Annotated in this window: 17 protein-coding genes; 15 read left to right on the plus strand and 2 right to left on the minus strand. The window is 45.3% G+C overall.

Annotated features, from left to right (window positions below):
- Positions 1-226: 226 nt before the first annotated feature.
- The 7 genes from GLW00_RS20900 (at position 227) to GLW00_RS20505 (ending at position 5,484) form a co-directional block, all read left to right on the plus strand.
- Positions 227-1,417 carry a YecA family protein gene (locus GLW00_RS20900; protein ID WP_160914004.1) on the plus strand — a complete coding sequence of 397 codons (1,191 nt, stop codon included), beginning with the start codon at positions 227-229 and terminating at the stop codon, positions 1,415-1,417.
- A 22-nt stretch (positions 1,418-1,439) separates the two neighbouring features.
- Positions 1,440-1,901 carry a UPF0158 family protein gene (locus GLW00_RS11025; protein WP_160914006.1) on the plus strand — a complete coding sequence of 154 codons (462 nt, stop codon included), beginning with the start codon at positions 1,440-1,442 and terminating at the stop codon, positions 1,899-1,901.
- A gap of 205 nt (positions 1,902-2,106) precedes the next feature.
- Positions 2,107-3,162 carry a M14 family metallopeptidase gene (locus GLW00_RS11030; RefSeq protein WP_160914008.1) on the plus strand — a complete coding sequence of 352 codons (1,056 nt, stop codon included), beginning with the start codon at positions 2,107-2,109 and terminating at the stop codon, positions 3,160-3,162.
- A gap of 304 nt (positions 3,163-3,466) precedes the next feature.
- Positions 3,467-4,162 carry a phosphatase PAP2 family protein gene (locus GLW00_RS11035; RefSeq protein ID WP_160914010.1) on the plus strand — a complete coding sequence of 232 codons (696 nt, stop codon included), beginning with the start codon at positions 3,467-3,469 and terminating at the stop codon, positions 4,160-4,162.
- 71 nt (positions 4,163-4,233) lie between these two features.
- On the plus strand, positions 4,234-4,662 hold the full coding sequence (locus tag GLW00_RS11040; protein WP_160914012.1) for a cell wall hydrolase: 429 nt from the start codon (positions 4,234-4,236) through the stop codon (positions 4,660-4,662).
- Between the two features lie 169 nt (positions 4,663-4,831).
- A complete protein-coding gene (locus GLW00_RS11045; protein WP_160914014.1) occupies positions 4,832-5,296 on the plus strand; it encodes a divergent PAP2 family protein in 465 nt (154 codons plus the stop codon).
- 44 nt (positions 5,297-5,340) lie between these two features.
- Positions 5,341-5,484 carry a hypothetical protein gene (locus tag GLW00_RS20505; protein WP_202412465.1) on the plus strand — a complete coding sequence of 48 codons (144 nt, stop codon included), beginning with the start codon at positions 5,341-5,343 and terminating at the stop codon, positions 5,482-5,484.
- Between the two features lie 66 nt (positions 5,485-5,550).
- Here the strand turns inward: GLW00_RS20505 and GLW00_RS11050 are convergent, their stop codons facing one another.
- Positions 5,551-5,724, minus strand: a complete 174-nt coding sequence (locus tag GLW00_RS11050) for a hypothetical protein (protein WP_160914016.1) — start codon at positions 5,722-5,724, stop codon at positions 5,551-5,553.
- A 168-nt stretch (positions 5,725-5,892) separates the two neighbouring features.
- Between GLW00_RS11050 and GLW00_RS11055 the strand changes: the two genes are divergently transcribed.
- The 7 genes from GLW00_RS11055 to GLW00_RS11085 all read left to right on the plus strand — a co-directional run bounded on the left by GLW00_RS11055 (position 5,893) and on the right by GLW00_RS11085 (position 15,052).
- Entirely contained in the window at positions 5,893-6,879 is a 987-nt protein-coding gene (locus GLW00_RS11055; protein ID WP_160914018.1) for a DUF3231 family protein, read from the plus strand.
- 138 nt (positions 6,880-7,017) lie between these two features.
- On the plus strand, positions 7,018-7,839 hold the full coding sequence (locus GLW00_RS11060) for an amino acid ABC transporter substrate-binding protein (protein WP_160914020.1): 822 nt from the start codon (positions 7,018-7,020) through the stop codon (positions 7,837-7,839).
- Positions 7,826-8,524, plus strand: a complete 699-nt coding sequence (locus GLW00_RS11065; RefSeq protein ID WP_160914022.1) for an amino acid ABC transporter permease — start codon at positions 7,826-7,828, stop codon at positions 8,522-8,524. The genes GLW00_RS11060 and GLW00_RS11065 overlap by 14 nt, the downstream gene beginning before the upstream one ends.
- A 12-nt stretch (positions 8,525-8,536) precedes the next feature.
- Positions 8,537-9,274 carry an amino acid ABC transporter ATP-binding protein gene (locus tag GLW00_RS11070; protein WP_160914024.1) on the plus strand — a complete coding sequence of 246 codons (738 nt, stop codon included), beginning with the start codon at positions 8,537-8,539 and terminating at the stop codon, positions 9,272-9,274.
- Between the two features lie 252 nt (positions 9,275-9,526).
- The gene (locus tag GLW00_RS11075; protein ID WP_160914026.1) at positions 9,527-12,601 is read left to right on the plus strand and encodes a GNAT family N-acetyltransferase; all 3,075 of its coding nucleotides are present in this window, start codon (positions 9,527-9,529) and stop codon (positions 12,599-12,601) included.
- A gap of 1 nt (position 12,602) precedes the next feature.
- Positions 12,603-13,451, plus strand: coding sequence for an amidohydrolase family protein (locus tag GLW00_RS11080; protein ID WP_160914028.1), 849 nt, complete (start codon positions 12,603-12,605; stop codon positions 13,449-13,451).
- Positions 13,452-13,603: 152 nt separating this feature from the next.
- The gene (locus GLW00_RS11085) at positions 13,604-15,052 is read left to right on the plus strand and encodes a protein adenylyltransferase SelO (RefSeq protein WP_160914030.1); all 1,449 of its coding nucleotides are present in this window, start codon (positions 13,604-13,606) and stop codon (positions 15,050-15,052) included.
- Between the two features lie 10 nt (positions 15,053-15,062).
- Here the strand turns inward: GLW00_RS11085 and GLW00_RS20935 are convergent, their stop codons facing one another.
- A complete protein-coding gene (locus GLW00_RS20935) occupies positions 15,063-15,173 on the minus strand; it encodes a hypothetical protein (RefSeq protein WP_160914032.1) in 111 nt (36 codons plus the stop codon).
- A gap of 180 nt (positions 15,174-15,353) precedes the next feature.
- Between GLW00_RS20935 and GLW00_RS11095 the strand changes: the two genes are divergently transcribed.
- On the plus strand, positions 15,354-15,782 hold the full coding sequence (locus GLW00_RS11095; RefSeq protein WP_160914034.1) for a MarR family winged helix-turn-helix transcriptional regulator: 429 nt from the start codon (positions 15,354-15,356) through the stop codon (positions 15,780-15,782).
- Positions 15,783-15,807 lie beyond the last annotated feature (25 nt).

A 15,807-nucleotide genomic window follows, 5' to 3' on the forward strand; every position in this document is an offset into this window, starting at 1 on the left:
TCGCTCATAATAGAATGAAAGATTTCCAAATCTATATCCATGGCAAGTTTTCGCTATCATTCGTAGTGGATACAAGGATAACATATAGCAAACGGAATGTTGTGAAAAAAGTATGAGAAAAGATTGGAAAAAGCCTAGGGTCGTTCTCCCTTGTATTGTCTCTGAATATGAGGGACTAACATGTTAGAATGAACACATCCAAAGGTCGTCCATGGAGGTGCTATCTGTGAATCATGAACAGATGATTCAGAACTTGAGAGAAGGACAAGAGCGTGAAGCGATGAGGCAAAGAAAGCAGGAACAAAAATTTTGGAATCATTCCCCTGATATTGATGATCTCGAGGGTGTATTGAAACAACGGACGAAGTTGGAACTGGATAAGATGAGAAAGAATTTCGGGTTCCAAGGAATGAGTTCGATGAATAAGAGGGACCTAATCGATCACCTCAAAGAACTTCTTCCCGTACATTTGCATCGGACTTTATCTTATTTGAATGAAGATGCCTATGAGCTTGTGAAAAAGTTGGCTGATGGGAAGGAGGGGGTATGCGGGGAAGACCACTCTTTTTCATATGCTAGTAAAATTGTAAGTCGGGCCTGGGCGTTTCCAATCATTCAGGATGGAAGACGGATATGGATCCTTCCGAAAGAACTAAGAGGAGCGTTCCGTGAAGCCGATGGGCAAAAGCTTCAACAGCAGGTCCGTGAAAATACGGAGTGGATTCTTCTGACCAAAGGGATGCTCCATAATTATGGGTATATCGAACATGGTGCCGCCATTTCAACATTAGAACGACTTAGCGGGCCAGAAGTAGATATCCGGCGTTATTTTGAAGTGATGCGGCTTTGTTCTTATTATGAATTAAATATGGTTACGGGAGGATTTGTGAGCGCTGGTCTAGATTTTGAAGAAAAAGAAAAACTGATTACCCATCACGAAACTCGCCCTGAAATCCCGTATTATCCATTTTCCAAGAAACAGTTAATGGAAGCAGCGCCAGGTGGAGGGATCGAACCGTCGGAGTCGATGAAGCCTTTGATAGAAATGGTCAAAACCTCGTATGATTTGGAACAAGAAGAGATTTTGGATCATGCCAGTTTGTTGGAAGGGCTTCTCAAAGAAGGAATGGATATCAATGAGCTGCTTGAGGTTTTTCAAGAAGTATTTGAAATTCCTGATCAACGGGTCATGCAGCAAGTAGCAGACACACTTGTTTACGCCAATAATCATACCCGGTTGTGGATGTTGAAAGGGCATAAGCCTGTAGAATTGTCGCGGCAAAAGCAAGCTGCATTTAAAGAAGAAACTCGAGGAAAGGTCGTCCCTTTTAAACAGGACAGGAAAATCGGGAGAAACGAACCTTGTCCGTGTGGAAGTGGAATGAAATATAAAAAATGTTGCGGATTACCAAAATAGCATGGGGTGAGGAGGAATGCTTATGCCGGTAAAGCTGAGAAGCATTGCTGGTGAGTTGGAAATTCTTATGGAAGAATATATGACTTTTTTTGATCGCGAAACGTTTGCTGTCGTTCATTTTCCTCCGGGGATGTATGACGAAGTCGAAATGGGTGAGCCATACGAGACACGTATTGATTGGATAGAAGAGGACTGGAAAAGTGCGGAGATGGTGGTCCATAATGAAGAGAGGTTTGTGAAACTGCCCAGCAAATGGGACATTGATGATTATGAAATCATAGAAGATTTCTCTTATTTAATAGAAGATGAACAAGTCAGGAAACAGGTTCTCCATGCCATCCGTGGACGCGGGGCTTTCCGCCGCTTCCGGGAGCATGTAGAATATCACGGTTTGTTGGATGATTGGTACAAGTACAAGACAGGTCGTTACATGGAAATCGCAAAAGAATGGTGCGAAGAGAATGACATTCCTTATGAAGAATAGGTGAAGGAAGGATCAGGATTCCCGAAGAGGGTCTGATCCTTTTTATTTTGTAAAAAAAAGGTGGGAGGTCCTAGTTCGGAATGTATACATATGGGACTTTGTCGTAAAAACGGTTAGTCACTTTTGTTCATTTTGTCTGCTCAAGCAGGTTTTTGCGGAAAGGATGAAGTATTTGGAAATTAATCTATTAATTGGGAGGTATTTGATGAAAAAGAAACTTTTAACAGTAGCGGTCACAGGAGCGCTTTTGACAACAGGCGGGTTAATTCCAGGAAGCGGCACGGTCCTGGCAGGAGAAAACGGACCAAATGGACCAAATTATAACGGAAATGAAACCATTAAAAATGAACGGTTGCACTCTTATGAAGAAATGGCTGCTTTCTTACATAAGCTGGATCAGCGTTCAGAAGCGCTTGAGCTTGAAGTCTATGGCCAGTCTGTAAAAGGAAGAGATTTGTATTTAGCGAAATTCGGCACGATGGACGAAGACAAGCCAACGGTCCTTTTCCTTACGCAGCAGCATGGGAATGAAACTTTGACAACAGAAGGAGCCTTGCAAGTCATCAAGTATTTGACTTCTAATGGTAAGAGCGTAGAAAACATCCTAGAAAATGTGAATATTCTCATAGCTCCACGATTGAATGTGGATGGAGCAGAGGGAGATGTAAACTTCTCTTTGGATGATTACGTATCAGGCACACACACGCGCTACAATGCGAACGGGGTAGACTTGAACCGTGACCACGTTGACCGTGAACAGCCTGAAACGAAGGCTCTGCATGAGGAAGTGCTGCAAAAATACAGCCCTGACTATATGATCGATTTACACCATCAGGGAACACAAACGACGCTTGGGGATACGGGTGAACTTGTTTCTGGATCTATTTTGTATCCAACCAATTCAGAAGTGGATCCAGAAGTCCGTGAACAGTCGAAAAAATTGGGAGCGGTCGTCTATAACGCCGTAGAGTCCAAAGGTTATGGCCTCCTTTCCAAATATCCAGGAGGAACGGCACAAACGATCAGCCGTAATGGCCTGGCTGTCGAATACGGCATCTCTACCTTACTATTCGAAATGCGAGGCATGGCCGATCACTACCGCGAAGATTATGTCCTTGGACAGAAGAGTAATGGATACTTGATCCAACAAGCGGTAACAGCTATGAAAGCTACACTGAATGCTTTGGCGGATGGGTCGCTTGAATCTGCAGATCCTTCCTTTTGGGATGCACTGCCGGAAAGCAACTATGATGGTGAATAATAAAAGGGGAACTTCCTTAGCGGGGAGTTCTTTTTTTACCAGTTTTTCGTTGATCCAGCGCGCGTTCCGCTAATCCAGTGCGCGTTCCGCTGATCCAGCGCGCGTTCCGTTGGTCCAGCGCGCGCCTCAGTCTCCCCACACATGTTTCGAGTACACGGACTATACAGAACACCGTACTAAAATACTTCTCCTCTCTTATATCTTTAAAATACGGAGAAAACCAGAGAAATTCTGCGATGAGCCGTTTATTTTCAGCAGGTAAGGGAATGGTTTCTCACGAAAGAAAAAAGAAGGTGGAGAAGGTATGCTATTTTCTGGAACGAAATTATCGGATTTATCCATCACCTCTGTATTACTTATTCTGATCGGATTTATTTCACTTGGGGTGAGCATTTATTTCTTTATTGATTTGACCAACAGTATCTTACAAGAAGAAAAGTTCGCGATTGACCAGCAGGCGTTCGATTTGGCGCAGGCGGCTTCCTTTGGGGGAGCAGAAGCATTGGCAAAAGGAATTTCTAAGGCGGGATCGGTGATCTTCATGGTGATCATTTCCCTTATTCTTGCTGTCTATTTGTTGTTCTTCTCCCCCTTCAGTCGCTGGGTAGGTGTGTATTTCATTCTGGCTATGGGAGGAGTCAGTGGTCTCACGGCAGGTTTGAAATCATTCTCCAGTCGCGACAGACCAGCGTTTAAAGGCGATTATCATGGGGCTACATCCAGTTTTCCGAGTGGACATGCGTCCGGGGCCCTCGTTTTTTATGGTTTTATTATCTATCTTTTCGTAATCAGTCAACTTGAACAGAAATGGAAATGGACAATCAATACAGTTTTGGCTCTTATTGCTCTCTTTATCGGGGTCAGCCGTGTTTATTTAGGGGTTCATTTCTTTACAGACGTGGTTGCCGGTTATTTATTTGGAATCGCCTGGCTGCTTCTGTGCCTCACTGCTCTTGAAGTGACCCTATGGCATCAACGGAGGAGACAAAGATTGTCATAATCCCTTCTTTTTTCATGCTCCCTCTTTTTTTGAATAAATATAAAAGAGTGAGCTAAAAGGGGGATGACATCGTGGCTGTTATTAAAGCTCCAAGTAAACATATCGACATGTTGGCACGATTGCTGCGAGCGGAAGCTGTCGGAGAAGGAAAGCAGGGCATGCTGCATGTAGGAGCTGTGGCTGTGAACCGGGCAAGAGTGAATTGTTCGGATTTCAAAGGGGTAAGTACACTGCCGGAGGTGATCAATCAACCGAAAGCCTTTGAAGCCCTGCAGCACGGCATGTACTACCAGAGAGCGCGGGAAAGTGAAAGACGTCTGGCGCGCAAAAATGTGAAAGGGTATCGATCCTGGCCGGCGAAGTACAGTTTGTGGTACTTCAGGCCGGACGGAGACTGCCCGCCGACGTGGTATGGTCAGAGTCAGGTCGGAAGATACAAATCCCATTGTTTTTATGAACCTGTAGCGGGTGAATGCGATGTGATTTACAATACATTTTAATAAAGCTGACAGGTGGAAGTCCCGCCTGTCAGCTTTATTTTTATAGATGAACCCATTTGAAATTCCTGATAAGGGAAGAAAAAGCTACGAGATTCTTGCATACGACTGAATAAAACGAAACACAAAGGGTATGAACATATATAGATGTTCATGAACTGGAGGGTCAAGAATGGAGAAGATGAACCGAGGGATTATTACAGCCTTATCGGCAATTGGAATTGCTCAAGCACTAAAGATTGTCACTCATAAAACAGTGACCGGAGAATGGGATTTGAAGCAGATCGCGACTACAGGGGGCCAGCCGAGTTCCCACTCTGCTGGTGTCTCGGCCCTTGCCACATATATCGCTGCTAACAAAGGCTCACGTCATACGGAAACAGCTCTCGCTACGATTTTTGGTGTGATCGTTATGTATGATGCTCAAGGGATCAGACGTCATACCGGTGAAATCGCTCAACTGGTCAACGATCTGGAAGATAACTTTGCCGCGATTTCTGTTGACTTTCCGAGTTCTGATTTCGTAGAACGGGATAAGGAACTGAAGGAGCTTCTTGGTCATCAGCCCATTGAAGTTCTGGGCGGAGCTATTCTGGGAGCTGCTCTTGGGTACTTTTCTGCAAAACTCGAAGGATAAAGGAATCCAATCGGGCGAAAAGTAAATCCAGGAGGTGAATTCGAATGAACCAATCGAACAATCCTGGACAAGATGTGTTTGCAAAATCGGGAACGAATGTGAGTGAAGTGAAACGTCGGAATGAACAATCCGGGCTTTCCTACAATCAAGTGAAAGAGATGCTCGCTCATAAACAAAATCAAAAATGATGATAACAAAGGCCTGTCCGATAAAGGGACAGGCCTTTTCCTCGTAAGGAAGTGTTACCATTGGTGCTATTGTTCTTCATTCACATCTACTGCTGCTGTATTGTTGTTCATATAGGCAGCGGATAAGTGATCCTTTTCTTTGTTGTGTCCCTCGAGAGCTGCCTGCAACTTCTGGTTAGCAGATCCGCGGTCTCTGCCTTTCGGATTGTTTTTCTTTCTGCTTTCGCTATTTTTACTCATCGTCATCCTCCTCCTGGTGGTTCCTTATTAATTTCTCCAAGAATTCATTCCCTATGTCCTACTTTTCGTCGTTATTCGTGAATGAATACGATCAGTTTGAAAAGACTAAGAAAAAAGCACGGATATTGCAGTGAATAACTGAATGCAATCCAAATTGGAGGAGTTCATATGCCAGAAAGCCCTCGTTTATCCTCATCCGAAATCGGAACTTTATGGATGACTTATCAGCAGAAAACCATGATTCTTACCATGCTTGAGTATTTTATAGAACAAGCGGATGACCCTGAAGCCAAACAAATCATGACGAATTTGAGATCAACGATCCAGCCCTATGTTGGGAAAATTGAATCGATGTTTCGAGCAGAAGATATTCCTGTTCCCATCGGCTTTACACATGACGATGTCAATAAAGGGGTACCGAAGCTTTATGATAACGGTTTTGATATTATGTTTTTGCGTTTGGTGAAAGAGATAAGCATGGGCATGCACACATTGAATTTAACCATGTCTTATCGTCCGGATGTCACATTGTTGTATCAGGAGCTGACCCAGATCACTCAAAAGTGTTATGACGATTGTACACAATTCTTACTGACCAAAGGTTATCTACCTAAATCTCCTTATGTTTCTGTTCAAAAGCAGGTGGAGCATGCGAAAGGGACGAATTATTTAGGGATGATCAATCCGTTAAAAGGGAAGCGGGCGTTAAACACGGTCGAAATCGCTCATATCCACCATTCTATCGAATCAAACGTAACGGGGATGCACATGATATTTGGTTTTGCTCAATGTGCTACCCATAAAGATGCCAGTGATTATTTTTATAGAGGCGGAGAATTAGCGAAAGGCGTAATCAAAGAAATGAGTGAAGTCCTATTGCAGAACGACATTCAGTTCCCTACAACCGCGGGTGGAAATATCACCACTTCGAAAGTGCCGCCATTTTCCGATAAGATCATGATGTATTGTGTGAGTTTATTCTGCAGTTTTTCACTAGGAGGCAATTCTTTAGGAACTGCGTTCAGTTTACGGAATGACCTGCCTGCGAAGTTGACCATCTTTATGAAAGATATTTTCGAGTATGCTCATAAAGGTGCGAAACTCATGATCGAGCATGGCTGGATGGAAGAACCGCCACAAACCATTAAGCATTGAAAGAAAAGAAACCTGACGATCTCTCGTCAGGTTTTTCTATGTCAAGATTTCCATATTGACATCCTCCCCTTAATCGTTTAACATCGTAAAAGTCATTAAAACATATCAACTTACTTGGTTTTAAGGGAGGATTCTTATATGAAAAAATTCGTTTTGTTTTTATCCATAGGTTTTCTAGCGACAGTTCTCGTCGCTTGCGGAAGCAGTGAGGAAGGCGATCAGGTTTCTTCCAGTGAAGGAAATGAGTCCACTGATCAGACTTTACTTGAACAAATTCAGGAAAGTGGAGAATTGGTGATTGGTACAGAAGGTACGTATCGTCCATACACCTTCCACGATGAAAATGATAAACTGACGGGTTTTGATGTAGAGATTGCGCGAGAAGTAGCGGATCGTCTTGGAGTCAAACCTGTATTCAACGAAACGAAATGGGATTCCATGTTCGCGGGTCTCAATGCGGAACGTTTCGATATGGTTGCCAACCAGGTAGGAATTACGGAAGAACGCCAGGAAGAGTATTCCTTTTCTGATCCTTACATCCAGTCTTCAGCGGTCATTGTCACACATAAAGACAATGAATCCATTCAGAACTTCGAGGATTTGGAAGGTGTCAATGCGGCTCAGTCGATGACGAGTAATTATGCAGACATTGCCCGCGATAATGGCGCGGAAATCACAAGTGTAGAAGGATTCAACGAATCGATGCAGCTGCTTGCAACGAAACGCGTGGAAGCGACTGTCAACGATCGTTTGTCTGTGCTTGATTATTTGAACAACCGTGAGGATGCACCGGTGAAAATCGCTGCTCGTCAGGACGATGCTTCTCAAAGCGGCTTGCTTTTCCGACAAGGCAATGAAGATCTTGTAAAAGCGGTCAACGAAGCACTCCAGGAAATGAAAGACGACGGGACATACCTTGAAATTTCCGAGAAGTGGTTTGGTGAAGATGTATCTAAGTAACATCTTCACAGACCCTGAAATGGAAAAGTATATCGATATTATCGTAAGCTCTTTTCTCCCTTTGGTGAAAGGGGCTTTGTATTATACAATTCCGCTCACATTGATTACATTTGCCATCGGATTAGTGTTGGCTGTGATTACTGCACTCATGAGGCTTTCCAACATGAAAGTTCTTCAGTGGATCGCCAGGACCTATGTGTCGATTATTCGCGGGACACCTTTGCTTGTGCAATTGTTCATCATTTTCTTCGGACTCCCGTCTGTGGGCGTAACGATTAACCCGTTGTATTCTGCCATCATCGGCTTTTCCTTGAATATGGGAGCTTACAATTCTGAGATTATTCGTGCGGCCATTTTGTCGATCCCAAAAGGGCAGTGGGAAGCCGCTCATTCAATCGGGATGACCAATTTTCAGGCTCTCCGACGTGTTGTACTCCCTCAAGCGACGAGAGTATCGATCCCACCATTATCGAACTCCTTTATCGGCTTGATTAAGGATACCTCGCTGGCATCGACAATTACGTATACGGAAATGTTCCGAAAAGCACAGGAAATCGCAGCAACGAACTATCATTTCCTGCTCGTCTATACCGAAGCTGCCGTCATTTACTGGATCATATGTATCGGTCTTTCCTTCGTTCAGGACCGTGTAGAGAACAGGTTGGATCAATATGTCGCAAAATAGGAGGGTGCTGCTATGATTATTGTCAAAGACCTCAACAAATCTTTTGGAGATTTGCATGTACTGAAGAATATCAATATGGATGTCGACCGAGGAGAAGTGGTTGTTGTCATCGGCCCCTCGGGTTCTGGGAAAACGACGCTGCTCCGTTCTTTGAACATTCTTGAGACACCGGAAGAAGGAGAAATCACGATTGGAGATCAGTCGATGGATTTTTCCAAGCCTTCAAAGAAAAAACAGGTCGTCGAATTCAGAAAACAAACCGGGATGGTCTTTCAAAACCATAATCTCTTCCCTCATCTCACCGCACTCGAAAATGTAATGGAAGGGCCAGTGACTGTACAAAAAGTATCCAAAGCGAAAGCACGCGAGCGAGCGGCGGATATCTTAACGAAGGTCGGCCTTGGAGAGAAGCTGGATGTTTATCCCCATCAACTCTCCGGGGGGCAGCAGCAGCGCGTCGGCATTGCCCGTGCTCTTGCGACCGGAGTGGAAGTCATCTTGTTCGATGAACCGACTTCGGCTCTCGACCCTGAGCTTGTCGGTGATGTTCTTGATGTTATGAAAGAACTTGCGGAAGAAGGGATGACGATGGTTGTCGTCACCCACGAAATGAGCTTTGCGGAAGAGGTGGCCGACCGTGTCATCTTTATGGACCAGGGGGCTGTTGTCGAACAGGGAACCCCGGAGCAAATTTTCCAACAAACGAAAGAACCACGTACCCAGCAGTTCTTAAACCGGATACGGAAATGAAGTCAGGCGTTTCTGCCTGGCTTTTTTATATGCAAGTCAGGTCGTTACTTTTCAACATTAGGACGCTGTTTGCCTTAAGACGGACGCTATTTTCGATCGTTAAACCCTTATCCACCGGCGTTAGGATGACATCATAAAAAGCCAGGTCACCACTACACGTAGATTTGTTTGAATATTCTTTACTTCCTGGTCATAAACTCATAAACTGTGAGTGAGCAAGTATTTTCCATTACATACGTTGGAGGAAATGCTATGAAGACATTAGAGCGCGTAAGCATTGTAGAATACGAAGACAAGTATGCAGCATCCGTTGCAAAAATGTGGAATGAGAGCCGTGATAACTGGGGCGGCGATGCGGTTGTCACAACGGCCGAGGACGTCTTGGAAAAAGAATCGAAATCTACGAATCTTCATTTGTTTCTTGCTGTAGTAGAAGATGAAGTGGTCGGTTATTGCGGGCTTTCCGAATATAAGGAAGATACAGGCGCCCTTTATATCCCTCTTTTGAATGTCCATCCCGGGTATCAAGGGTTGAAGATCGGTAAAAAATTACTGCTTCAAGCCATAGATAAAACCGTCGAATACGGGTGGCCGCGGCTTGATCTTTTTACATGGCCGGGGAATACGAAAGCGGTACCGCTTTATAAAAAATGCGGCTTTTTCTGGGAGGATCGTGATGATGCGACTCATTTGATGAATTTCATGCCACAAGTTCTCCAAATCGAAGCCTTGAAACCCTTTTTCAAAAAGCACGACTGGTACTCCACGAGCGTGAGACCGATGGAGATCAAACCTGATGGAACGAAGGAAAAAGGGTTCACGTTCTATGAATATCATTGGGAAGCAGGAGACGAATTTGTCCGGATCCAAGTTGAACGCACAGGACGTGGAATGACTCTCATCGAAACGAATGACTGGCGGGTAGAGATGGAGGTCCCGGACTTTAAACTGTTGGAAAAGACGGACTATCCTGTGAGCTATCGCGTAAAGAACTTCACAGAAAAGCCAATGGAAGTTTCTATGTCAGGAGATTCTTCGGCACTTGTCAAAGAGGACCTGAATGAAGAAACAGAAGTGGAGTCCGAATGGAGTGCGGTATCTAACGTGCAAGTTCAAGTACCGGACCAGGAACCGAGCGCATGGAAAACGCATCCCGTCATCGGAGCAGTCATCACAATCAACGGCGATCGTATTCCATTGAGATCGGGTGTTTTCCCGCTGCAGGCAGGGAAGGTGGATATTCGGACGGTCCAAAAATATTGGCGGCCCCGGCAAAAAGGTACGCTTTATCTGGATGTAGAAAGTCGTATGGCAGACAAGGCGGTGTTGACAGTCAAGTTGCCACACCAGGAAGTGGTTGAGTGGTCGGCATCATCGGTTCAAGTGGAGGTGGAAGGCAAAGGACGCGCGACCATTCCGGTTTCTGTTGAATTGTTGAAGAATGGCTTTTTACATGAGGAAGTGCAGGTAGATGGACGTACGGACACTGGTCATTCTTTTTCCTTCCGTACAAAGATTGCGCTCGCTTTTCCGGGATACGGTGGGAAATTTGGAGGAGACACCGATACAGATTGGTATGGATATAACGGACCTTTTTTTGTGAAGGTTGAAAAAAGAAATCACATGGTGTTTGTGGGATCAGTCCGGTCGAAAGAAGACCCGCTGCTCCTCATGACACCAAAGCTTGGCCAGCCATTCAGTGAAGAGTTTTCGAAAAAGATGGCGACGATCGAGTATGTGGAGCTGGCCGAAGCGTTTGTAGTGAAAACCTCTCTTGAGTCGGAAGCGTTCCCGGGGATTTTGTTGAACAATTATTACAAAATCTATGGTGATGGACTTGTCGAGGTCCATCACGAACTCATCAATAACGGGGAGGATAATTATAAAGATCTTCATTTGCTGCAGCCTGTCTTTCCGAAATATAAGGCCTTGGCTCTTCCGAATGAAGATGGTGTTGTCATTGGTACAGAAGCCTTGATTCCCTTTACGGAATACTTACGCGAAAAAGATCTCTCTGAACGGTGGCTCTACACGACGAATCGTGCTGGGGATACGTTCGGTATGGCGTGGCCGGAAGAAGCGACGGGAAGAAAAGACGACTGGCGGTTCGCTTTTGAATATCAGCTTGACCAACTTTCCTCAGGAGAAAAAAGGTGTATGGGTCCCCTTCAAATCGGTGTAAATGCTGCGGGTGACTGGTCTGCCTGGCGTGAAATGGTCATCGGTGAGGCTGATCCACTTCCGGAGAAACCAGTGTTTGAGATGGTACCGAAAGAAGGGATTGTTTCAAAAGCAGGGCATGAAGTGACCCACTCATTCCGTTCTTTACTGACTCCGCATGTGTATGGAACGTTGACGGTTGGATATGAAGGCAATTCTTATAGAAAAGAAGTGAAACGGGAGGACGGCGTCACCGCTATCGATGTGCCGATCGTCCATGAACGTCCGGGTTTCGCTGATTTGTCTGGTACTTTCCGTTCTGAAGGAAGAAACGCGGAGTTCAAGTCTTATCAGCTCGTCCAGGGAGATCAGAAGGTGGACGTCAGCCAAAAAGATGATTGTTGGACGGTCGATAACGGTGTCTTGACGTATTCAGCCTCGGCCTCTTATTTTCCTGGTTTCTATTCTCTCTGTCATCAAGGACGTGAGTTCCTTCATCATCAATATCCGGAAGCAGGTCCGAGAAGCTGGTGGAATCCATGGGGTGGAGGACTGCGTTATGTTTTGGACGGTGTGAGTCCTTTTTCGATGATGAAAGAAGAAACGAAAGTAGAAGCCATTTCGAAGGAAGACCAGGATGGGAATGATTGGACGGGAATTTGTCTCACTACAACTTTCCATGAGCACGAAAAAATGAAAGGTTTGACCTTGAAACAATATGCGCTGACATTACCTGAAGTGCCGATCGTAGCCGTCTATGCAGAAATTGAACAGGGAGCCCCTCGTACCTTTGCTGCTGAGAAAATAGCATTGGAAGCCTTTTTTAAACCGGGTGAACACTTATCCTCAAGCTTTGCCAGAGTCTCGACAGATGGTGTTTTTCATACGTATAATGCCGGGGTAGAAGAATATGATCTTGAATCCGGTCCCTCTGTTGTCATTGGATCGGATGGGGAGAAAGATCACCTGATGATGGTCCACCCCCAAACGCGGAAGCAGGCAGAAATGTATATGAACCAGGACGTTTTTCTCGTGGAATCCGTTCACGAATGGTCCGCTTCCTCACAGAAGGTAGCGGCGGTTGAGCCAACCTTCTTCATCATCGGTGAACATGAAGAATCATGGAAGCAGCACCCGTTCCACCGGATTTCTTTCAAAGGAATATAAAATGAAAATCATCGATGCACACATCCATTTTTCCAGCATCCAAAGTTTTAAAGACACGGGGCAGGACCTTTCCCGTGTCGATTATACAAAAGCAGGACTACGTAAAGAGATGGAAACGGGTGATATTGCTTTTGCCATTGGAATGGGCGTGACGGAAGGGAGAGAGGGCTTTCCGGACCGCTACGTTCAGACTCCGATGGGGCTTGATTTGGCTGAAGATTTACCGTCACGATTGGGTGTCTGTCCAGGGATCAACCCTTTCTGCCTGGATCAGGACGCACTGGACCGATTAGAAACGGCGCTTCAAAAGCCGGAGACCGTCGGGGTCAAAATCTACCTCGGCTACTATCCGTTTTACGCTTATGACGATATCTATCAGCCCGTATATGATCTTGCTGCTGCCTACGGCGTCCCTGTTGTTTTTCATACAGGAGACACGTATTCGGAACGAGGGTTATTAAAGTATTCTCATCCGTTGACGCTGGATGAAGTTGCCGTCGCGAGAAGGGATGTCAACTTCGTCATGGCTCACCTTGGGGATCCCTGGGTGCTGACAGGAGCGGAAGTCGTTTATAAGAACAGGAACATGTTTGCCGATTTATCCGGCTGGCTCGTTGGAACAAAAAAAGAACTGGATGCTCGTCTAGTGGACAATCATTTCGATCATGTCCGCCATGCGTTGACCTATTGTGACCATTACGAGAAGCTGCTCTTCGGTTCTGATTGGCCGCTCGTTCCGATCAAGGCCTATGCAGACTTTATCGGTGCACTTATTCCTTCGAAGCATGTAGAAGATGTTTTTTATCAGAATGCCTGCCGGGTTTTCTCTAAAATTGAAAAAATGATGTAGGAAAAGTCTGTCCCTCCGCAGGGGCAGGCTTTTTTTTATGCGAATAAAAAAAGCTGTGGTCTTAGAGTAGAGTCTGCATACTAGGTGAAAGGAAACGTGGGAACACTTATGATATGGTAGAGGAAACGACGAAAGCGATAAAGGAGATTGTTATGGACGCACATAAAGGATGGAATTTGCAGCAGAGTTATACGGAACTCCCTGATGCTTTTTACACAAAAACGGCACCTTCAGAAGTCGAGAATCCTGAACTCGTTCTTTATAATGAAGATCTTGCAGGAAAGCTGGGTTTACCTACTAAACCGGATTCCGCCATTTTTGGAGGGAATGCAGTACCGGAAGGATCCGTACCGATCGCCCAGGCATACGCCGGGCATCAGTTTGGACAATTGACGATGCTTGGTGACGGAAGAGCTGTATTGCTTGGCGAACAAATCACACCTGAAGATGAGCGCTTTGATATCCAGTTGAAAGGATCAGGCCGTACCCCGTTTTCCCGCGGGGGTGACGGACGGGCGACGCTTGGACCGATGCTCAGGGAATACATCATTAGTGAAGCAATGCACGGATTAGGAATTCCGACTAATCGAAGTCTTGCCGTTGTAACGACAGGAGAATACGTGCAGAGGGAAGACTTGCTTCCTGGTGCCGTCCTGACCCGGGCAGCTTCCAGTCATTTGCGTATCGGAACTTTTCAATATGCGGCGGGTCTTCAAGACCACCACGACCAGTTGAAAGCCCTAGCTGATTATGCCATCGAACGCCATGCTCCGGAGCTTCTTCATGCTGAAAATCCTTATTTATCCTTTTTTGAAAAAGTGATCGATCGTCAGGCATCTCTCATTGCTCAGTGGCAGCTCGTCGGCTTTATTCATGGTGTGATGAATACAGATAATATGACGATCAGCGGAGAGACGATTGATTACGGACCGTGTGCGTTTATGGACATGTACAACCCGAAAACCGTCTTCAGCTCCATAGATCGCCAGGGCCGATATGCCTATATGAACCAACCCCCGATTGGAGCCTGGAACCTGGCTCGTTTGGCAGAAACCCTCCTCCCGCTTTTTCATGAAAATCAGGAGGCCGCTGTTGAAAGGGCACAGGAAGCTCATGCCAATTATGAAAAATCTTATCACGCCTACTGGCTTAACGGGATGCGGGCTAAATTGGGGATGGTGACAGCGGAAGAGCAGGACCAGCCTTTGATTGAAGACTTATTGGAAATGATGGAGAAAAATGAAGCGGACTATACGAACACTTTCCGTGCCCTGACGCTTGGTCGCCCTGATGAAACATCTCTGTATGGGAAGCCGGCATTTACCAACTGGTATAAGCAGTGGCAGGCGCGTTTGGGGCGTCAGGAGACCAGTGACCATGAGGTTCAGGTATTAATGAAAAAATCGAACCCTTCCATTATTCCGCGTAACCATCGGGTGGAAGAAGCTCTTGAAGCCGCAGTGGAAGAGGGAGATCTCAGTGTTGTGAAGCAATTGCTTTCTGTCTTGGAGGATCCTTATGCTTATACGGAAGCACAGGAAGCTTATACCGAATTACCTGATTCAGGCGATCAGCCTTATCGGACATTCTGTGGGACTTGAGTGGATGACATCATAGGCGGAAAGACAAAAATCTCCTGATTTGAGTTGAAAGTGTCCTTACTCCAGACGAAAGTGACATAACCCCAGATGAAAGTGTCCTTACTCCGGACGAAAGTGACATAACCCGAGATGAAAGTGCCCGAACTCGAAGCGAAAGTGACTTAACTCAAATGACAAAGTGTCTTTCTGACATTCAAGGAGAGAATGAGCGATGTTCTGGTCATCTATGGTCGGAACTTTTGACAGAGGACTTTGGTCTGATTATAATAGTATGTATAGCAACTATTTAGGGAGACTGCCTATGAATTTAAGTTTTCAAGATTATATCAGCATTAAGCTGCACCAAACGGATTTAAAGTTGACAAGTTATGTGAAAGCACAGCTTCAACCTTACAATCTTGCGCCTGAGCAGAACTTGATTATGATGCTGCTTTGGGAAAAAGACGGGATGACGCAGAATCAGCTGGCTCATCATTTGAAAAAAGATAAGACGAATATTGCCCGGATGGCTTCGAATCTTGAGAAAAAAGGGTTTATCAAACGGAATTTTTGTACAGAAGATCGACGTTCCTTGGAACTTTATTTGACGGAAGAAGGAAGAGACTTGAAGGAACAAGTGGTACCTGTCGCAGAAGCCTTTAATGACGCGGTGACTGAAGGGATTTCAAAAGAAGAACTGCAGGAATTGGACCGGCTCCTTACGAAAATGCAAAACAACATTGAAGGGTGAGGAGCCCTTTTTTTCATCATATAGT

Source organism: Halobacillus litoralis (assembly GCF_009856445.1).
Taxonomy (GTDB): domain Bacteria; phylum Bacillota; class Bacilli; order Bacillales; family Halobacillaceae; genus Halobacillus; species Halobacillus litoralis.